This is a genomic window from Cyclobacterium sp. 10D3-21 (assembly GCF_055809755.1).
Genome location: NZ_CM147924.1, coordinates 1670753 through 1691467 on the forward strand (window position 1 = coordinate 1670753; position 20715 = coordinate 1691467).

At 37.0% G+C, this 20715-nt stretch carries 19 protein-coding genes; 7 read left to right on the forward strand and 12 right to left on the reverse strand.

All coding sequences use genetic code 11. The annotated features are described in order from the left end of the window. From AC0L7T_RS06840 to AC0L7T_RS06875, 8 genes are all read right to left on the reverse strand, one after another. The gene (locus tag AC0L7T_RS06840) at window positions 1-1635 is read right to left on the reverse strand and encodes a glycosyltransferase (protein WP_473341761.1); all 1635 of its coding nucleotides are present in this window, start codon (window positions 1633-1635) and stop codon (window positions 1-3) included. A gap of 64 nt (window positions 1636-1699) precedes the next feature. Further along, window positions 1700-2647, reverse strand: a complete 948-nt coding sequence (locus AC0L7T_RS06845) for a glycosyltransferase family 2 protein (RefSeq protein ID WP_473341762.1) — start codon at window positions 2645-2647, stop codon at window positions 1700-1702. Window positions 2648-2660: 13 nt separating this feature from the next. Beyond that, window positions 2661-3983, reverse strand: coding sequence for an ABC transporter ATP-binding protein (locus tag AC0L7T_RS06850; protein WP_473341763.1), 1323 nt, complete (start codon window positions 3981-3983; stop codon window positions 2661-2663). 9 nt (window positions 3984-3992) lie between these two features. Beyond that, a complete protein-coding gene (locus AC0L7T_RS06855) occupies window positions 3993-4835 on the reverse strand; it encodes an ABC transporter permease (protein WP_473341765.1) in 843 nt (280 codons plus the stop codon). Window positions 4836-4900: 65 nt separating this feature from the next. Further along, entirely contained in the window at window positions 4901-5944 is a 1044-nt protein-coding gene (locus AC0L7T_RS06860) for a glycosyltransferase family 2 protein (RefSeq protein ID WP_473341766.1), read from the reverse strand. Window positions 5945-6991: 1047 nt separating this feature from the next. Continuing rightward, complete coding sequence (locus AC0L7T_RS06865) at window positions 6992-7894, reverse strand: MBL fold metallo-hydrolase (RefSeq protein ID WP_473341767.1); 903 nt, start codon at window positions 7892-7894, stop codon at window positions 6992-6994. Then, window positions 7894-8592 carry an SOS response-associated peptidase gene (locus tag AC0L7T_RS06870; protein WP_473341768.1) on the reverse strand — a complete coding sequence of 233 codons (699 nt, stop codon included), beginning with the start codon at window positions 8590-8592 and terminating at the stop codon, window positions 7894-7896. Before AC0L7T_RS06870 ends, AC0L7T_RS06865 begins: the two co-directional genes overlap by 1 nt. 18 nt (window positions 8593-8610) lie before the next feature. Beyond that, complete coding sequence (locus AC0L7T_RS06875; protein WP_473341769.1) at window positions 8611-9579, reverse strand: YheT family hydrolase; 969 nt, start codon at window positions 9577-9579, stop codon at window positions 8611-8613. Between the two features lie 122 nt (window positions 9580-9701). Between AC0L7T_RS06875 and AC0L7T_RS06880 the strand changes: the two genes are divergently transcribed. Both AC0L7T_RS06880 and hslV read left to right on the forward strand, forming a co-directional pair. Next, window positions 9702-11369, forward strand: coding sequence for a pyruvate dehydrogenase complex dihydrolipoamide acetyltransferase (locus AC0L7T_RS06880; RefSeq protein ID WP_473341770.1), 1668 nt, complete (start codon window positions 9702-9704; stop codon window positions 11367-11369). Window positions 11370-11459: 90 nt separating this feature from the next. After that, a complete protein-coding gene (hslV, locus tag AC0L7T_RS06885) occupies window positions 11460-12002 on the forward strand; it encodes an ATP-dependent protease subunit HslV (protein ID WP_473341772.1) in 543 nt (180 codons plus the stop codon). Between the two features lie 43 nt (window positions 12003-12045). Here hslV and AC0L7T_RS06890 read toward each other — a convergent pair whose 3' ends face one another. Further along, window positions 12046-12342: a Dabb family protein gene (locus AC0L7T_RS06890; RefSeq protein WP_473341774.1), complete on the reverse strand. Its 297-nt coding sequence runs from the start codon at window positions 12340-12342 to the stop codon at window positions 12046-12048. Between the two features lie 156 nt (window positions 12343-12498). On the opposite strand from AC0L7T_RS06890, the gene AC0L7T_RS06895 reads away from it, so the two are divergent. After that, the gene (locus AC0L7T_RS06895) at window positions 12499-13485 is read left to right on the forward strand and encodes an aldo/keto reductase (protein WP_473341776.1); all 987 of its coding nucleotides are present in this window, start codon (window positions 12499-12501) and stop codon (window positions 13483-13485) included. A gap of 111 nt (window positions 13486-13596) precedes the next feature. Here the strand turns inward: AC0L7T_RS06895 and AC0L7T_RS06900 are convergent, their stop codons facing one another. Then, the gene (locus tag AC0L7T_RS06900) at window positions 13597-13941 is read right to left on the reverse strand and encodes a single-stranded DNA-binding protein (protein ID WP_473341777.1); all 345 of its coding nucleotides are present in this window, start codon (window positions 13939-13941) and stop codon (window positions 13597-13599) included. Between the two features lie 189 nt (window positions 13942-14130). Between AC0L7T_RS06900 and AC0L7T_RS06905 the strand changes: the two genes are divergently transcribed. Continuing rightward, window positions 14131-14529, forward strand: coding sequence for a hypothetical protein (locus AC0L7T_RS06905; protein ID WP_473341779.1), 399 nt, complete (start codon window positions 14131-14133; stop codon window positions 14527-14529). Here the strand turns inward: AC0L7T_RS06905 and AC0L7T_RS06910 are convergent. Next, window positions 14519-16306, reverse strand: a complete 1788-nt coding sequence (locus AC0L7T_RS06910) for a glycoside hydrolase family 15 protein (protein ID WP_473341780.1) — start codon at window positions 16304-16306, stop codon at window positions 14519-14521. The genes AC0L7T_RS06905 and AC0L7T_RS06910 overlap by 11 nt on opposite strands. A gap of 126 nt (window positions 16307-16432) precedes the next feature. After that, window positions 16433-16933 carry a UpxY family transcription antiterminator gene (locus tag AC0L7T_RS06915; protein WP_473341781.1) on the reverse strand — a complete coding sequence of 167 codons (501 nt, stop codon included), beginning with the start codon at window positions 16931-16933 and terminating at the stop codon, window positions 16433-16435. Window positions 16934-17315: 382 nt separating this feature from the next. On the opposite strand from AC0L7T_RS06915, the gene AC0L7T_RS06920 reads away from it, so the two are divergent. Genes AC0L7T_RS06920 through gmd form a run of 3 tightly spaced genes read left to right on the forward strand, consistent with a single transcriptional unit; the run spans window position 17316 to window position 20451 of the window. Next, window positions 17316-18311 carry a mannose-1-phosphate guanylyltransferase gene (locus AC0L7T_RS06920; protein ID WP_473341783.1) on the forward strand — a complete coding sequence of 332 codons (996 nt, stop codon included), beginning with the start codon at window positions 17316-17318 and terminating at the stop codon, window positions 18309-18311. A 4-nt stretch (window positions 18312-18315) separates the two neighbouring features. Then, window positions 18316-19269, forward strand: a complete 954-nt coding sequence (locus tag AC0L7T_RS06925) for a GDP-L-fucose synthase family protein (protein WP_473341784.1) — start codon at window positions 18316-18318, stop codon at window positions 19267-19269. 42 nt (window positions 19270-19311) lie between these two features. After that, entirely contained in the window at window positions 19312-20451 is a 1140-nt protein-coding gene (gmd, locus tag AC0L7T_RS06930) for a GDP-mannose 4,6-dehydratase (RefSeq protein WP_473341785.1), read from the forward strand. Window positions 20452-20715 lie beyond the last annotated feature (264 nt).

Below are 20715 nucleotides of genomic sequence, written 5' to 3' on the forward strand. Positions count from 1 at the left end.
TTATTCTCTTTTTTGGGCCTTCACAGATACGATCACCTGCATTTTTGGATCATTAAAATCTAACATTTCCTTTTTGATCTCAGGAAGGCCCATGCCATAAAGAAAAGCAGAAGCCACATACACATTCCCATATGTTTTAATTTCAGAAAGTTCTTGTGGGAAATGCTCAGCCATCAATTTCCCCATGGCCAGGCCTGTAAAAGACCAATACCAAGTGTTACCCCATTCGCCATAATCTATTGGAGTGATTCCCGGAACAGTCAACAATAAGGTTCCTCCAGGTTTTAATATTCTATAACAGGTTTCGATCACAGCCTGATAATCGTACACCAAATGGAGGGTTTGTGTTAATATGATACAATCAAAACTATTGTCCAAGATGTGAGGGGCATTGCTTAGGTCTCCAATAATAGTAGCCATTGGGTTATTGTCATTCACATGAAGGATTTCACTGACTGTAACCTTTCCTTTACCATAGCGAAGGGTGTATTCATTGTCTCCAATTTCTAGAGTTCTCCCATGGATACTATCTGAGGCTTCATCTAAAAAAATCGCAATATAATAGCGATCGATTGGCCCACCTCTCTCATAGCCAAAGTTTTTGCTAAAGGGGGTTAAGCGTTTAAAATCACCTGAATTGACATGTTTTATAGGAGGGAGAAATCCCTTTAGAAGCCCCAAATTAAATAATAATCGCCTTACTGAAGGAGGAATTATTTTTTTTAAGTACTTTGAGTTTTTAATCTTAAACATAAATTTCTTATTGAATTTTTTATATACTAATTTGTAGAAATGAGGATTCGAAAAACCCAAAATAACCATTGAAGGCTTAGGCGAATTTTTTAGTTGATGGTAAAGTAGCTTGGTATAATATTTTTTAAAATTCTCCTTCCCTTCTTTCAAGGCCAATACCTCCTCCTTAGAAGACAAGTTGTTTTTTTGTCTGTCCAAAACTTTCAAAACCGTTGACAACATCTTAGGAATATCATTGGACATGTTCTCACCATGCATTCTATAGACTGTTAAAATCTTCGTGTGATGAGCTATTGGGTGCCTTCGGGCTATTTTCAGATAAATATCATAGTCCTCGCAGGCTTTTAGTGAGGTATCAAACAATAAATCATCAAAAATATTTTTTCTGAACATTACAGTAGCATGCATCCCAATGTAGTTCCTTTTTAAAAGTGTTAAAAAATGATTCGAATTTACAAATTCCTTTACCACTTTTATCTTGATGTTGTCAATGGTACTCACCTGATGAGCTCCTGAAATAAAGGCTAAATCAGGCTCTTTGATCATTTGTCCAATATTATAGGCAATGGCATCTTCAAATAATAAATCATCTGCATCCAAAAATACCAAATACGCTCCTTTACAGTGCCTAATTCCAGTATTTCTGGCAGAAGACAAGCCTTGATTCTTCTGATAAATGTACGTTACTTCAGGAAAACGTTTCGCTACCTCATGTGTAATGTCGGTAGATCCATCATCTACAATTATTATTTCTATAGCTGAATAGGTTTGGTTTAACCCGCTTTCAATTGCCTCTGCAAGGTATTTCCCATGATTAAAGCACGGAATAATGATGGAAACAAGTGCAGAGTTCAAATCCGAGAAGTGGTCATTTATATCCATGTTGAAATTAGTTAAAAGCAATTCTAGGCTATCGTACTTTTGTACGGCTTTTACTAGAGTTTTCTTAACCAGTTTTATTAAAAAATTTGGATGTCCTTCTTTTAAGATTGCGGTAATGACTTTTTATACTGTGAAAAGTGGGATACTTTAATGGGAATTGAGCGCGTCTCATTAAAACCCTTAATTCTTTATTTTCAATTGCATTTAACTTTAGGTACCTATCCATCCATTCCAAAAAAGATCTCCTGTCCTTATTATAGGATCCTTGAGCATGGGAAGTATGTACCAAAGAGCCTTCTCTTTGGCGGTATAAGTTGTTGCAGTTTGAAGATATATATATGGTTTCATTTAGGTAAAACTTGCACAAAAACACCTGGTCCTCATACATTCCTTTAAATTCTTCATCGAAACAACCATGTTTTTGTAATGTTTTTTTATCTACCAATACCCCACACAGACAAGGAGCAGGTCTTGCTCCCAAAGGGTACAATTTAAAAATCAAATTTGGATGCTCATGTAATTGATCATAATCGGTCCCTATAGAAATCACATAATCTTCAGCCTCTAAATCATTCCAACTGTTCCAGTAAAAGGTGGATTCGCAATACATAGGAGATGAATGATTTGACATGGTATAAATACCAGTGGCCAAAAAATCAGGTAACCAAACATCATCACCATCCAAAAAAGCGATAATTTCCCCCTCGGCAAGGCCAATCCCTAAATTTCTGCTCGCACTTAAGCCTTTATTAGCATGTTTATTATGGTCAAAATATTTAATGTTTGAATTTTTCGAAGCAAATGATTTCGCTATTTCTGTGCTTTTATCAGATGACCCATCGTCAATTAAAATCAATTCCCAATGAGTATATTTTTGTCTTAAAACACTTTCTATAGCTTCGGCCAGATATTTCTCTTCATTTAAAAAACAGGTAATCACAGATACCTTTTTGGAGCCATTTACAAGTTCCTCACTATCCCTCTCCAATTCTTGGGTTTCTCCAGTTAACATCTTTTATATCAGTTTAATACCTATTGATTTTAATTGGGCCTATTGCTTCTGTGTTCCATTCGAATTTGGGCCGAACCACACCTCCTATATAATCGGTATATTCTTTTCTCATATTTCCTGAATCCACAATAGTGAAAGTAACTGCGTCCTCAATAAAGGCAATACTGGTGGATGCTTCCCGATTGATCAATGCATTGATGAAATAACCTCCTTCGTTTAAAAAAAATCGCGGAAACTTGACCCTAGATCGGTACGTTCCTACTTCAAGCTGAATATCTGAATAAAAATCGCTATTGATTGTGGTTGATGGCCAGTTTCCTGTGGACAAAATCAAAATGCCACTTTCGGTATACAGCTGAATATTACTGGTTAGTTGATTTCCTCTTTGATTGGTCTGAAATTCTATTTCAATATAAAAGTCATCGTTATCATTCAAAATATTACAAACCTCGTAAAATTGATCCAAAACCCTCACCGCTGTTATTTTGACACCATATTTTTCAGTCTGTCCATCCTTATACCCACATAGTAACTCTGCCTTAGATTTATTAAAGGCCATTTTACTGTAAGCCGAGATGGTTTCATTCGTGGGGCCATCTGTGAATAATTTTCCTGCTTGCAATAAAATGGCCCTATTGCATAGCGCTTGTACCGCTCCCATATTATGGCTGACGAAGAGGATGGTTCTTCCTTCCCTGCTTACCTGGCCTAACTTTCCCAAACACTTTTTCTGAAACTCTGCATCCCCAACCGCCAATACTTCATCCACAATCAGAATTTCAGGTTCCAAATGGGCTGCAACGGCAAATGCTAAACGAACATACATTCCACTGCTATAGCGTTTGACAGGGGTGTCAATGTGTTTTTCAACTCCAGAAAAGCTAATAATCTCATCGATTTTTTTTCTGATTTCTGCTTTAGTCATTCCCAATATTGCCCCATTGAGGAATATATTTTCCCTACCAGTTAGTTCCGGATGAAAACCTGTTCCTACCTCCAATAAACTGGCTATTCTACCCCTTACCTTTACCATTCCTGAAGTGGGGTTGGTTACCCTGGAAAGAATCTTAAGCAGCGTGGATTTCCCAGCCCCATTTTTACCGATTATCCCGAGAACTTCTCCCTCTTTTACGGTAAAATTCAAATCCTGCAATGCCCAAAAATCCCCATACTTCGTAGGCTTGAAATCATCCTGTTCTACGGTTTTAAAAGGATCTTCTTTTCCCCTCATTTTTGCCCACCATTGGGTTAAATCCTGGCTTAATCTTCCTGTTCCGATTACTCCCAGTCTGTATTTTTTGCCTAAACCTTCAACACTTATTACTGTTTCCGACATACAATTGACTTAAACGACATCCATAAAACTTTTTTCAACCCTGTTAAACACTAAAACCCCTACAAAAAGAGATAGAACGGTAAATACAGCGCTATAAAGGAAATACCAGAGGTTTAACTCACCGACACCCAACAGTGAATAACGAAATACTTCAATAATTGGCGTTAATGGATTGGCCAGTATAAATAGCCTGTATTTTCCTTCAAAAAAAGAAAGGGGATAGATGACTGGAGTAGCATACATTAATAGTTGAGTCCCAAAAGTGACGAGATGAACCATGTCCCTGTATTTAGTGGTCAAAGAAGATATGATAATTCCAAAACCCAATCCCAAGGCAGCCACCAATAACAACAAAAATGGAATGAAAATTAGATAGGCATTCATTTGAATATTACTATCTAAAAACAAATTAAAATAACCAATGAGTAATAGAAGAAGCATTAATTGAATTCCAAATCCAATTAAAGCAGAAACGACATTGGATAAAGGTAAAATCAATCTTGGGAAATAAACCTTTCCGAATATTCCAGCATTGGCGGTAAAGGTTACGGAAGTTTTATTTAAGCAAGTAGAGAAATAGTTCCAGATTACCAGGCCAGATAAATAAAACAAAGCTGGGGGCGCACTGTCTGTCGGGATATTAGCTACCTTATCAAAGACCAGTATGAACATTAAGGTGGTAAGTAAGGGTTGAATGACAAACCATAGTGGACCAAGAATCGTCTGCTTATAGACTGCAATGAAATCCCTTTTTACAAACATCAATAATAAATCCCTGTAAGTCCATATGTCATTTAGATGGAGATCAAACCATGAAGTTTTAGGTTTTATAATTAATGTCCATTTTTTCATTGCTGCTTATGCTTCTATTGGTGTATTGCTTTTTTGGTTAGAATATTCTAAAATTAGTTCGATAATTAAGCTGTTTTATTGGGAGGGGGGGGCAATTTCCCTAGTGGATATCCAAAGAAATTCAGGCGGGTAGTTTTTATGTTGAAAATAACCTTGACATAAAATTTCATCAACAAATAATAAAAATGAGGATCATTGGTTTTTATGCTTAAGGCAATTTTAATCAATTTCTCCGCTTTTTTTCTATCGTTCATTTGCTGCCATATAATGTTAGCACTTTTAATGAATTTTTTCCTAGAGGCTATTTTTTGCTCCTCCATAATGTGTTTCATGTTTTCAGGAAGGTGCTTTTCAATATTGATAATGGTGGATGCAAGATCCCTTGCATTTTGTCCCGTTTCCATTTCAGGACAGGAAATAGATCCTTTGTGTATTCTGTATTCTGCCAACAGATCAGGCGTATAGGCTATTGGATAATTTTTTGCGATCCTGACCCACATTTCCCAATCCTCCCCAAAAACAACCCCATAGAAACCACCTAATCTTTCGTAAACTTCACGTTTTACAACAGTTGCTACATATTGGGTAGGTTGTTCAGCGGCCATTATGTATAATCCATCTTTTAATATTCCTTCATGATTATTGTTGAATTTGCCCTCCTTTTTTATATTACTGGTTTCATCAATAAAATGATAGCGAGAAAAAGAAGCTCCGGCTTGTGGATAGGTTTGAAACAATTTTGAGAATTTATTATAAAATCCTTCTTTAACCCGGTCATCGCCATGAAGAAGGTGTATCAATTGCCCTTTTGATTTGTTGAGGCAGGTTTCAAAATTCCTCAAGCTTCCCACATTTTTTTGTTGTCTGTAATATTTAACCCTACCGCCCCCTATTTCTTTGACAATTGCTTCTACATCCGCATCCGTACTACAATCATCAATTACCTCAATTTGCATTTTTTCTTCACCCATATCCTGCATCAACACACTTCGCAAAGCTTCCACCATGTATTCAGAACAATTAAAAACAGGAATCATTACCGACCAAAGAGGTCTATTATTGGTTAATATAGGTTTGATTCTGGGAGGTGAGAAAGGTATTCGTTCCATTAATACAAAATCTGTTAAAGCGTTAGTAGAACCATGCTGTGGAATAGATCTAAATATTTTTATTATGGATAATCTTATGTATAACATCATAAAATTATCCTCATACAAGAAGAATTTGACAGGGTTTGTACAGTAAAATTAGGCTCTTTAAAATTATAAAATTAAAAACACGAAAACAAGTAAAATACATTAAAATCAATTTTGAATCAAAATTTTTGAATTTCATAAAATATTTATGCTTGAAAATTTCCTTATCTATAAAAAAACATAACTTACTAGGGTCTCAATGATTTCACATATATAAATTATCAAAATTCTGATATCGTTTTTGTGTTTATTTTTAATATAATTATTCTAAAATATGTAATTGAAAATATATTGCGTGATAAAAATACTATAAAATACCTTATCTCTGCTTTTTTTCATCATCATTGCGGTACTAGGCTTCAGTCTTCAAAGGTTTGAAAATCAAGTGATTTTATCCTTCCTTATACAATAGGGAATAAAGAATCGTGAATTTGTCTTATAGAATTAGTTTAATTCGCTCATAAATCAATAGCCATAAGGTCTTAACCCTTTAATTGAGAAAAAATATGGGACTCAATTTTTGACGTTAAAGTTTCCATTTTTCTTTATCAATTTTGACAAAATCACGATGCCGGTTAGCGAATTTATATTGATTGTTAAGGTCTTCGGATCTGGGTGATTTTATGGGACAGCGAATAGTACAGGGCATTGAATATGTTAAATTCGCTAAAACATTACTGGATGGATGTAATTTAACTTTTGAAATATCGGGATGCATTAAATTTGAGATAGCAGACCATGGGCAGTTGGGGAAATCGGTTATTTCTGCGCTTTTAGTAAAATGCATGCAGCTGTAAAAATCATTCTGCCTTTCTCATTGATTAAGTTTTTGAAAATAGACCTGATATTTTCGAATGAGCGTATTGGTTACTCCTTGCCTAACCAGTAGCTTTATTTTGAGAAAAAATATAAGGCTTTCTCTTTTTTTAATGGGAGTTATTGGAGGGTATCTATTTGAAACTAAATCCTACTCTCAGATTTTAATTTCCAATACCTCATCAAACCGCTTACTGACATCCAGCTAGGGTTAGCGTATTCATATAGCGATTGGAGCTCTTTATGTGCACCTTGATGGTTCATCAGTTGTTTGGTATAATGCATGAAATCAGGGGTAATTTCTGTAGCATTCCTGCCATTATCAAATTGCACCTTCATCCAATTTGCCCAATCATCAAGTATATCAATAAGTTGAGCTAAATGTTCCTTTGGATTGGTGATTTTACCAAAATGAGTTAGGTACAATTCCTTTGGATGATAGTCTAAAATTTTTTTAATGGAGGATTTCCAGGCCTCTATGTTGATGTCTGGAGGTGGGCAAGGAGGAACAACAGGCCCATTGTCTATTTTAACGCCACCCACGTCACCAGTAAATATAGTTTCTCCCAATTGCCAGGCAATGTGATGAATCGCATGGCCTGGACTATGTATGGCTGTAAAAGTCAAGTCCCCAATTTTTACTGCCTCCGCATCACCAACAGGAACCAGCAAGCCTTCCTCAATCGTTTCCATTGGTCCCCATAGTTTGTCCATTTGGTCATCCCCGTATATTTTAGCTGCTGATTTCCAGAGCCTTTCTGGGTTCGCCAAATGAGGTTGTCCCATGGGGTGGAGATAGATTTTCACGCCTTCTTTAGCAAATTCCCAGGCTGCACCAGCATGGTCAAAATGTATATGGGTAAGAAGCACTGCACCTAGATCACCAGGCTTGATGCCAAATTTATCCAGGCTATCTTTTAATTTATCCCAGGTACTGTGAGGACCTGTTTCTATCAAAACTGGTTTCCCTTTTCCTCTGATAAGAAAGCTTGCAATTGTTTTTTCAGCTTGCTGAAACTTCAAGTCAATAATTTCAATAGAATACATTATCCAAAAAGAGTATAGTTGCCAAATTGATCCATAGGTAAAGTTTTTCTGATGACAAAAGGACTGTCATTACTCACTTGGTTAACCATTGGGGAGACGGTGTATTTGGTCATTTGATCGTCGGGATACGGTAAGAGCATGCTCAAAAGTTCCTCTTCACTGCTGTTTAGATTTAGCCATTTTTCCTCATTTTCTTTGGCAAGTATCACTGGCATTCTATCGTGTATTTCAGAAGTCAAAAGATTAGGACGCGTCGTTAGTATGGTAAAGGTGTGCGCTATTTCTCCTTTTTCAGTTTCAAATTCTTCCCAAATCCCAGCAAATGAAAACAATGACTCATTGAGAAAGACAAATCTGTAGGGGACCTTGGTTTTTTTACCCACCTTTTTCCATTCATAGAAGCCGTCTGCAGGCACTAGGCATCGATGCCTTTTGAAAGCATTTTTGAAGGATATTTTTTCTGTTATACTTTCTGATCGAGCATTAATGAGTTTGCCAGCAACCGGTTTGTTTTTTGCAAAAGCCGGTGTTATTCCCCAATAGAAATGAGAAAAACCTTTCGGGCTATCTGAAGTAATTACCGGCACTAGTTGTGAAGGGGCTATATTGTACCTTGGCTTGAATTCTTCCAGCATTTCTGCCTGAAATCTGTCTTCAAGTTCGATTTTTGATTTTGCGAGCGAATATCTTCCACACATAATAATTATTTCAAAATCTTAATTTATATTTTTACTTTGGATAAACTCTAATGCTCTGGTTTCGGACCAGAACCTATCTTTCCCTGACCTCGGGCTAAAACCTACGTGCCCGCCATGTTTCGGGTATTCCATAAATAGGTATTTTGAATTCTCTTCCTTAATTATAGGGAAACAAGAATTGCTCAAAAATGGGTCATTTTGAGCGTTCAAAACCAAGGTAGGGTGGCTAATATCTGATAAAAATTGAAGGGATGAGCATTGACTATAATAGTCGTCTGCATCTACAAAACCGTGTAGTGGAGCTGTAAACTCATTGTCGAAAGCCCTGATTGTCTTAATATGAGAAAGTTTATCAGTGGAAAATTTATCAGGAAAAACCAACGCTTTTTGTTTTATTTTTTGCTTTAAGGAAAGTAGGAAGTTAAGGGCGTACAATTTATTGCTTATTCCATCTATCTTGTCAGATGATCCACCTAAGTCCATAGGTACGGAAATTGCTATTGCTTTTTTAATATTTTTTTTACTTTTCCAAAATGGCTCACCCATGTATTTCAGCATAATATTGGCTCCCAGGCTAAATCCCACAAGGTGAATAGAAGCATACAATTCAGATGCGTGAGAAATGACAAGGTCTAAATCATACGTGGCTCCTGAATGATAAAAAATAGGCTTTGTGTTCATGGATTCACTACAGCCCCTAAAGTTCCAATTAAGGACATCATATCCTGAATCAAAAAAAACTTTTGCCATCCCTGTCATATAGGGCCTTTTGCTATTGCCTTCCAGTCCATGACTTATGATGACTAAACTTTTGCTGTTCTGTTTAAGCCAGTCAAGATCCAAAAAGTCGCCGTCTGGAGTTTTAATTCTTTCTCTTTCAAACGGTAAATCAACTTTTTTTCTAAAGATGGCTGGGTAAATGGTTTGTAGATGACCATTGAAAAGGAGCTGGTTACGGACGTAATTTGATGTTTTAACTACTGGCATTATAAGGTTTTACTCGATTCAAAAATCTATCTTACGTGAAAATACTATTATTAAATTTGAATAAACATATTTTAAGAACTATTTTTGGATTGCTGAAAATATGAATTCGAATAATTTAACTTATGGCCGAAATAATACGAATGCCCAAAATGAGCGATACCATGGAAGAAGGGGTAATCGCACAATGGTTGAAAAAGGTAGGTGATAAAGTGAAACCAGGAGATATTCTAGCGGAAGTGGAGACTGATAAGGCGACCATGGAACTAGAATCTTACGATGAAGGTACCTTGCTCTTTATAGGCGTTAAGGAGAAAGATGCCGTACCTGTCAATGGAGTCATTGCTATATTGGGTGAAGAAGGCGAAAATATAGATGCGCTTATAAAGGATATAGACTCAAGTGGAGGTGCGGAAAGTGCTCCAAATGAAAAAAATGAGGATGAATCCAAAGGGGAAACCAAGGCTAAGTCCGAAGAGAAACCTAAAGATGCTGAAGTTGATATAGACGTTTCAGGAATTGCTGCTACCGTAATCACTATGCCTAAAATGAGTGATACCATGCAGGAAGGTACTATCTCCAGCTGGTTGAAGAAAGTTGGGGATGTGGTTAAATCTGGAGATGTATTGGCCGAGGTTGAAACCGATAAAGCCACCATGGAATTAGAGTCCTATGACGATGGTACGTTACTTTATATAGGTGTTGCTGAAGGAGATGCCGTTGAGGTGAATGGCGTAATCGCCATAATTGGCGAAAAAGATGCTGATTATGAAACATTACTGAAAGCCCATCAACAAAAATCAGCTCCTAGTGAAGTAGCAGAAGCATCTGATGCATCTAAAGAAGACAAAGCTGCACCAAAAGTAGAAGAAGTAAAGAAAGAAGGTGCTTCGGCTAATACAAATGCTCATTCTACCGAGAATGGCAGAATAAAAGCTTCGCCACTTGCTAAAAAGATGGCGAGCGAAAAGGGTATAGATATTTCACTGGTTCAAGGATCAGGTGATAGTGGAAGAATCATTAAAAAGGATATAGAGAATTTTGATCCTTCAAAAGCGATCCCTGCAACTGCTTCAGGTAGTGATGCAGGTAGTGGAGTGGCCATTGGCCAAGAGTCTTACACAGATGTGAAAGTCTCTCAAATGAGAAAGGTTATTGCTAAGAGGCTTGCTGAAAGTAAATTTACTGCACCGCATTTCTACTTGACCATGGAAATCAACATGGACAGTGCAATTGAGGCTAGGAAAAGCATGAATGAAGTGGCTCCGGTCAAAATTTCATTCAATGATATGGTTATAAAAGCAGCGGCAGCGTCACTCAAACAACATCCTGCTGTGAATTCTGCATGGATGGGAGACAAGATCAGGTACAATGATCATGTTCATATTGGTATGGCTGTTGCAATAGATGATGGATTATTGGTTCCAGTAATTCGCTTTACAGACAGCAAATCGCTTTCTCAGATTTCAACAGAGGCCAAATCCTTGGCTGGAAAAGCCAAGAACAAAGAACTGCAACCTAAGGATTGGGAAGGTAATACCTTTACCGTTTCTAATCTCGGTATGTTTGGAATAGAGGAGTTTACTGCCATTATTAATCCACCTGATGCATGTATTTTAGCAATTGGAGGAATCAAACAAACTCCAATAGTGAAAGACGGTGAAATCAAAATAGGCAATGTGATGAAAGTTACCCTTTCGTGTGATCACAGAGTTGTGGATGGTGTTGTTGGATCTTCTTTCCTCAAAACGTTAAAAAGTTTACTTGAAGAGCCAGTTAGATTGTTAATCTGACATTTCTGAGTAATAAAATATGTCAAAAAGTCCTAGAAATAGGACTTTTTGTTTTTAGTACGGTTATTGAGAAATACTTTAAAAACTAAAATGGGAAATATAAAATCGACCACGGTGGTCGCAATAAAGCACAATGGTAAAGTGGCTATAGGAGCTGACGGTCAAGCCACGATGGGGAACACAATTGCAAAGAGCAGTGTCAATAAAATCAGGAAATTACAGGGAGGCAAAATTGTCACTGGATTTGCTGGATCTACTGCAGATGCATTTACCTTGTTAGAAAAGTTTGAAGAAAAGTTAGGCGCATACAGTAATAATATGAAAAGAGCTGCTGTGGAGTTGGCTAAGGAATGGCGTACCGATAGAATGCTAAGCAAATTGGAAGCCATGATGATTGTGGCAGATGCTGAGGATATCCTTATCATTTCAGGTACAGGAGATGTTTTAGAACCGGATATGGGAATAGCTACAATCGGATCAGGAAGCATGTATGCACAGTCATCAGCAAGGGCATTAAAGAAATTTGCGCCAAATTTAACAGCAGAGGAAATGGTTAAGGAAAGCTTAACAATAGCTGCTGATATTTGTATTTACACCAACCACAATTTGGTGATTGAAAAAGTGACAAATTAAAAAAAATGGGAGGTCTTCTAAAATAAAGAAATCCTCCCTTCTTTTAGACTTCGAAATCGTAGATTTTAACAGATGCCCATTTGTCTTTGTGATCCTCGATGAATTGGAGATGGATAGGATCCACTTGGTAAAGATCATGGTCTTCAATGGTATCAAAATTAACCATTAAGGCGATATGGTAACTGTCATCTATTACTTCACGCTTCTCTGTGGCTGCAGGTTTGCCTATCAAATGGCTTTTTACACTTTGGGTTAGCGCTATTTTTTTGCAGCCGTCTATTACCGCATTCAAATCTTTTTCTGGCTGGTGTAGCCAGAAATATACTTGGTGTACAATCATAATATTTTTTTTGTTTGTAAAGGGTTGTACAAGGTCATGAAGCTAGATGTAAATATTTCATTGATTTCAAGATAGTTACATGCGATTATTCATGACCTTCAATAATATTAATAAAGATAAATATATAAGTTTAAAAAATACAGCAACTGAGGAATTATGAAATACAGAAAACTTGGTAAAACAGAAATGGAAGTGTCTGAAGTTTCACTTGGAACCTGGCAGGTAGGTGGGGGATGGGGTGGTCGATTTGATCATAATCAGGCGTATAAAATTCTCAATGAGGCAATTGACCAAGGGGTTAATTTCATAGATACTGCGGATGTATATGATGGCGGTCTAAGTGAACAGGCGGTAGGGAAGGTGGTGAAAGAAAGAACTGAGAATGTTTTTGTAGCAACAAAATGTGGACGTCAAATTCAACCCCACACCAATGAGGGTTATACTCCAGAAGTTTTAAGAACATTTGTAGAGACAAGCTTACGAAATCTGGAATTAGAGGGTCTTGACCTGATCCAATTGCACTGCCCACCTACAATGGTTTTTGAGAGGCCAGAAATTTTCGGTCTTTTTGAGGACTTGAAAACGGAAGGAAAAATAAAGCACTTTGGAGTAAGCGTAGAAAAGGTTGCTGAAGCCATAAAAGCAATGGAATATTCCAATGTAGCAACAATACAAGTAATCTTTAATATGTTTAGGTTAAAACCCGCTGAAGAATTATTTGACCTGGCCCTTCAAAGAAATTGTGGGATTATCGCAAGGGTGCCTTTGGCAAGTGGTTTATTGTCAGGAAAAATTACTTCCGATACGGTGTTTCACCCGCAAGATCATAGGACTTTTAACAGAGCTGGAGAGGCTTTTGATAAAGGGGAGACCTTTTCCGGTGTTCCATTACACAAAGGTCTTGAAGTCGTTGAGGAATTAAGGGCGCTATTAGGAGCCAATAGGAATTTAGCGTCATTGGCCATAAGGTGGATTTTAATGTTCGATGCCATTTCCACCGTTATTCCTGGGGCATCAAGGATAGATCAAGTCAGGTCAAATGTTTCGGCTCCTGCTTTACCAGAATTCACGCTGAAGGAAATGGAGGGAGTAAAAGCAATTTATGACATGTACCTCAGGTCTGAGGTTCATGCGCAATGGTAAAGTTGAATACAAGAAAAGAATTCTTGTATTCAACTTTAATAATCCAATCAAATAATGAAACCCCAAATTTACATTAGAAGGTTTAATGCAAATTTGGGGTTTAATAACTTTTCAGGATTGGGGTTTGTCCCCCATTAATAATACATCATTGATCTGTACTTCTGTAATGTATTTTTTTTGGCCTTCTTTGTCCTCATAGGAGCGGTGGACGAGTTTGCCCTGTATGCATATTTCTGACCCCTTGTCGGTGTATTTATGGATGATTTCAGCAGGTTTTCCGAAAGCCACTAAGTTGTGCCAATAGGTGTCTTCAATTTTTTCTCCTTTACTGTTTTTATATACCTCATTGGTCGCAAGATTTAATTTCACCATTGGGGTGTCTCCTTTTACTGTTTTGTAGTCTGCTTTTGCACCTAATCTACCAATCAATTGTACGTTGTTTCTAATACTGTTCATGATTTTATTATTTAGCGTTATAGATAAAATATATTCCGTTTTGGAACAGTACAAATTTGAGGAATGCGTTTAAATTTAGTCCGATGGTATTCGTTTATATCCGTTTGTAAACGTTTGTAAATGATTACAAACGTTTTTTTTAATCCTTTTTATACTTATATTATACTTGTTTAAGCATATTTAAAAAGGATGTCTAACCAAAACCAGAATTGCCTTGACTGTGGAGCACCACTAAGTGGGCGATCAGACAAGCGCTTTTGCGATGATTATTGTCGGAATCATTACAATAATAAAATGAAGTCAGGTAGTAACAACCTGATTCGCAACATTAACAATGCCTTGAAAAAAAATAGGAATATACTTGCAGGCATTCTCAATAAAGAGGACGATACTGCAAAAGTTTCAAGAGAGAAACTTTTGGGAAGCGGATTTTTATTTAAGTACGGAACACATTCCTATACCAATAAAAAAGGGAACGTTTATATTTATTGCTATGATTATGGTTATTTGAAATTAGATCAAGATGTAATTTTGGTGGTAAGATTAAAAAGTGACCCTTTGGACAAACCGAATTTTATCAAAGGATAAAATTCGGTTTGTCCAATTTTTTGTCTATTCTGTAGGCTGCATTAAGTAGGCCTACGTGACTGTACGTTTGAGGAAAATTGCCCCATTGACTACCGGTATGCTGGTCTACATCCTCTGAAAAGAGTTGTAAATGGTTGCAATATTTGCTTAATGTTTCAAAGCCTTCCATTGCCTCGTCAAGTCTATTGACACAAGCCAATGCTTCTATATACCAGAATGCACAAATCAAGAAAGTTGTCTCTGGTTCACCAAAATCATCCTGATGCTTGTACCTGTAAAATAAGAAGTTTTTTGCCAATAAATCTTCTTCTAAAGCTTTGAGGTGGTTGTTTGCCTTTTCAATATCATCACCGAAGTAACCCATAGTAATCAGTTGTAAAGTACTGGCGTCCATATGGGTGGTCCCTATAGCTTGTGCGTATGCTTTTCTTTCAGGAATGTAACAGGCCTCGATTTTTTGAATGGCTTTATTTTTTAGCACCAATGCTTTTTCTTTCATTTCTGTGTCACCCATTCTCTCTGCTATCTTGATGGCGGCACAAGATCCTGCCCAGTGAAATAGAAAAGTGTAGCAATGCTCCTGCTTCAAATTTCTAAATTCCCATAATCCAGCATCTTTTTCATCCATTGTTTCCTCTATTTTGCTAAGGAGGTTATGGATAAATGGTTTGGAATGGCTTTTTTCGGATTCAACAAATCTTTTGTCGGCATAAAGTGGAAGTAGGCTCACCAAGACTTGACCATATAAATCATTCTGAATATGGGTATAGGCATCGTTGCCAAATCGGACAGGCTTTTCTCCTCTATATCCATCAAGGTCAGAAATAACCTCAATAAGTTTGGCTGAACCTGAGATGGCATACAATGGTTGGTACCTTCCCCTTTTGTCCGTTGGGAGATTTTGTAAGTATTCAAAATACCTTTCCAATTCCTCAAAGTGTCCAAGATGATTAAATACATTCAGGGTGTAATAAGCATCTCTCATCCAGCAATACCTGTAATCCCAGTTCCTTGTTGAACCGGGAGACTCTGGGAGGCTGGAGGTTGAGGAGGCTATGATTCCTCCCGTGTCTTCATACTGATGGATTTTCAAAACCAATGAAGAGCGGACGACCAATCTCTGGTGGAAATTTGGAATACTGGTGGATTTAACCCAGTTTCTCCAATATTTAAGGGTGGAGATTAAAAAGTTTTCTACGGTGCTCTCTATAGGTGCTTCCAAGGGGCTCCCGTAGGTAAGTACCAAATAGATTGTTTTTTGTAAGTGAAAAGCCTGTTCCTCCATAATATAAGTTATGGAGCAGTTTGAGGTAAGTCTTATGTCTTGATCTCTTCCTGAAAATTGTATGTGATTGCTTTCCGGGATGGCTTTTAATTTATTTTTACCATAATCGGATACGGGTTGGCAATTGATTTTTATTTTAGGCTCTCCCTTCAGGGGTTGAATTTTCCTGATTAACATTGAAGGTTTGAAGTACCTGTCATAGTTAAAAAACCGAGGGGCAAAATCAGTGACTTTGTAAGCTTCCCCTTCAGCAGTCTCTATATAAGTGTCCAGTACATTTGAATTCTCTTGGTATTCCTGTCTTGAGGTATAGTTTTCATGAGGGGGCAATACCGTGAATTCTCCTCCTCGCTTTTTATCGAGCATACTACCAAACAAAAAATCACTGTCAAACCTGGGCATGCACAGCCAGCTTATATTCGTGTTTTTTTCAATATGGGCGATGTAACTGCAATTGCCAATAAGTCCGGTGCCGTATGTATGCTTTTCCATAAAAATGCGGTATGTTTTAAAATGATCGGGTTAACGAATTTTTAACAAAATGAAATCAAAAACCCCGTTAGACGGGCTAAGTTATTAAAAATAATGTGTTTTTTTTAATGATGTGGTAATATATTGTTAGATGATTTCTAAATATTTCCTTGGGACATTTACGAGCACACTTTGATTTATGCTTGGAATGCGGATGATAAAATAATCCTGATTGGACTTTTTTATACATTCTCCCTTAAAACCTTGTAAAGGACCCCCAAGTATTTTTACCATTTCACCCTTCTCAATAGTATCAGTGTCGACTTCCACCGAAACGCCAGTTTCAATAATTCGCTGAATGGTTTCAATTTCCTCCTGATGAATGAAGGAATGTTCTCCTGAAAAGTTGATGAACTTTACCGCCCCTGTTACTTGTAAGGATTCCCACAATCTTTCTTTACTGGTGTGTACAAAAATATAGCCATTAAATAAGGGTCTTTGGATTTTTTTCTTTCTATCACTCCATTGCCTGATCTCCTCAATCAGGGGCAGGTATACTTCGGTACCATTTTCTTTGAGCCTGAGCGCAACTTTTTTTTCTGCTCTAGGGGCGGTATACATAACATACCAATTAAGCTTTTCGGTCATACTTTGAGGGTTAAAATTCGAAAGTACCGAAATTATCGGGCATAGTTCAAATATACGATTATAAAAATATCGATTTTTGAAAAAAACAACAAGGGTATAAATTTTAAATTCTTTAAAATGATTTTTGAATATTAAAAAATGTATTTTAAAATATTCTTTACACTGTTGATTTTTTTATTTACTTTTGTGGCATACTTTAAAAGTATATTGTTTTGTAGGTTAACAAATTAAAGAGCAACCAGTTATATTGGTTTTTTTTATTGTTGCCATCTATTTTTGAAAAATATTTAAGCACCTATATATAAGTTTTAATTGATTATATTTTGTGGTCTGACATAGGAATAGGTCATGTCCTGCCAATAACAGCAATAAATACATATACATGAAAGTCGTTAATGTGGTTTTATCAGGAGGAGTAGGCAGTAGGTTATGGCCGCTATCCCGAAAAAGTAGACCAAAGCAGTATTTACCAATTTTTGAAGGGCAATCCCTTTTTGAGAAAACTGTTGTTAGAAATTCAGATGTTTGTAATCAGGTAATGGTTGTAGGAGGAGTAGACAATTATCAGCTTTCTCGAGAAATTTTAAAAAAGGCTGGTATTTCCGATTTTATTGAGCTTGTGGAAGCTGCTCCTAGAAATACGGCAGCAGCAATTGCTTTTGCAGCCTTGTCTCTTCCTAAAGATGCAATCATGTTGGTAACGCCTTCGGATCATCTAATTGGAGATCAAGAAAAATACAATGATTCGCTTAGGCAGGCTGTGAATATGGCTAAAAATGGATTTTTGGTAACATTCGGTTTAATTCCAAGTAAGCCTGAAACAGGTTTTGGCTATATAGAGCATGAAGGAAATAATGTGCTTGGCTTCAGAGAAAAACCTGAATTGGAGCAAGCCCAAGCATATTTAGCACAAGGTAATTTTCTATGGAACAGTGGGATGTTTTGCTTTTCAGCAGGAACCTACTTAAGTGAATTGGAAAAATATGAACCGGATGTTCTGAAAGCTTCGAAGGCGGCAGTGGAGCATGCTGAAAATGGCTTTCTACCACTTGATTTAAGTATGGAAATACCTTCTATAAGTGTAGATTATGCTGTGATGGAGCGTTCTGACAAGATTAAAGTTGTACCTTCAAGTTTTTCATGGTCAGATATGGGTTCTTTTGAAGCACTATTTGATTATTATCCCATAGGGAGTAAAGAGAGGGTAGGAGAAAACCTGGTTTTGGGTTCTGATAAACACGTTGAATTCATAGGAATGGAAGATGTTGTCTTGGTAGAAACCAAAGATGCTATTCTCGTATTGAACCGGAGTAATGCCCAGGACGTTAAAAAGGTTTATGAACGATTAGAAAAAGAAAATCCAAGCTTACTTAATTAAGAATATGGTTGATAAGAATGCTAAAATTTATATTGCTGGCCACCGAGGTATGGTAGGTTCTGCTATCCAAAGGTCTCTTGAAAGCAAAGGCTATAAAAATTTGATAGGTTACAGTAGCAAGGATTTGGATTTAACCAATCAGTTATCTGTAAAGGAATTTTTTGAAAAGGAAAAACCTCAAATTGTAATTGATGCAGCAGCTAGGGTAGGTGGTATTTTGGCCAATAATGATTATCCATATACATTTCTTATGGACAATATGTTGATTCAGAACAATCTAATTAATTATTCGCATCAATTTGGTGTTGAGAAATTTATTTTCTTGGGAAGTTCTTGTATTTATCCTAAGCTCGCACCCCAGCCATTAAAAGAAGAAAGCTTGCTTACCTCATCCTTAGAGCCTACAAATGAATGGTATGCCTTGGCTAAAATTACTGGTGTAAAAGCCTGTGATGCTATCAGAAAGCAATTTGGTAAGGATTTCATTAGTCTTATGCCTACCAATCTTTATGGGCCATCTGATAACTTTGACTTGGAGACTTCTCATGTAATGCCTGCAATGATCAGGAAATTTCATGAAGCCAAAGAGAATGGGAATGCCCCAGTTACCCTTTGGGGTACTGGTTCTCCAATGCGAGAGTTTTTACATGTAAATGATATGGCGGAAGCTGTAGTTTTTGCAGTCGAGAACAGTTTTAAAGATAACCTGTACAATGTGGGTACAGGAAAAGATATGACCATCAAATCCCTTGCGGAATTGATCCAAAAAATCACTGGTCATAAAGGTGAGATTAATTGGGATAGCGACAAGCCTGATGGAACGCCTCGTAAACTTATGGACGTAAGTAAGATGGCCACCGCAGGTTGGCAGGCTAAAATTGGACTCGAAGAAGGTATCAGGGAAACCTATGAATGGTTTTTAAAGAATATTGGCCAGTACAAACAGGTCAAACTATAACTATGAAATTTTATTTTTAACAGCTAATTAATTTAGATGGCTATGAAAACGGCGTTAATTACAGGTATTACAGGACAAGATGGAGCTTATCTTGCGGAACTATTATTGTCAAAAGGGTATATTGTTCACGGAATAAAAAGGAGAGCCTCTTTATTCAACACCGCTAGGATTGATCACTTGTATCAAGATCCTCATGAAGAAAACAAACGTTTATTTCTTCACTATGGCGACCTGACAGATTCGATGAATTTGACAAGGATTATACAGGAAACCAAGCCTGACGAAATATATAATTTGGCGGCGATGAGTCACGTAAAGGTAAGTTTTGACACTCCGGAATATACCGCAAATGCCGATGGGATTGGTACTTTAAGGATTTTGGAAGCTGTGAGACTATTAGGGATGGAAAAAACCACCAAAATCTATCAGGCTTCTACGTCTGAGCTTTATGGTTTGGTGCAGGCGGTTCCTCAATCCGAGACGACACCATTCTATCCAAGATCGCCTTACGCAGTAGCGAAATTGTATGGCTATTGGATTACAGTAAACTACAGAGAGGCTTATGGCATGTATGCTTGTAATGGCATTCTTTTTAATCATGAATCCCCTCTAAGAGGAGAAACTTTTGTTACTAGAAAAATCACAAGAGCAGTAGCTAAAATAGCACTAGGTTTTCAGAAAGACCTATTCATGGGGAATTTAGATGCTAAAAGGGATTGGGGGCATGCCAAAGATTATGTTGATGCCATGTGGAGAATTCTCCAACAAGAGGAGCCAGAAGATTATGTGATTGCTACTGGTGTAACTACCAAAGTGAGGGATTTTATAAAAATGGCTTTCGACCTAGTAGGTTTTACCTTAAAGTTTCAGGGAGAAGGTATAGAAGAAAAAGGAATTTTGGAGTCTATCGATAAAGAAAAAGCTTTTGATGTTTTAGGTACTTCAGATTTTAAAGTGAAAATAGGTGATGTTATAGTTAATGTTGATCCTGCTTACTTTAGACCTACTGAGGTGGATTTGCTAATTGGCGATCCCAACAAAGCAATGACAAAACTAAACTGGAAACCAAAGTATGACTTGAAAATGTTGGTGGAAGACATGGTGCTTTCAGATGTTGGCTTATTCAAGAGAGATCTTCACCTAATGAAAGGTGGTCATAAAGTATTGAATCAAGCTGAATAGTCTTATACCGCACTGAATTTATTTGAATTTTAATGAGCAAAGCATTTATTGTTTTGCTCATTTTTTTTGAAATTTCAGTAGTGTAGTTTATCAACTATCCATGAATCCGAAATTGGCATCTTATTTCATGATGCTTGGTCTTTAGGAGAAAGGCTCGAATCTAGCCAGTATCGATCCAAATAAAAGTGCTCTCAGCGTTAAAATAGAGCAGAATAGGTAGTGAGATATTGCATTCTTAGCGTTATGTTTTTTTAAAGTACAGGT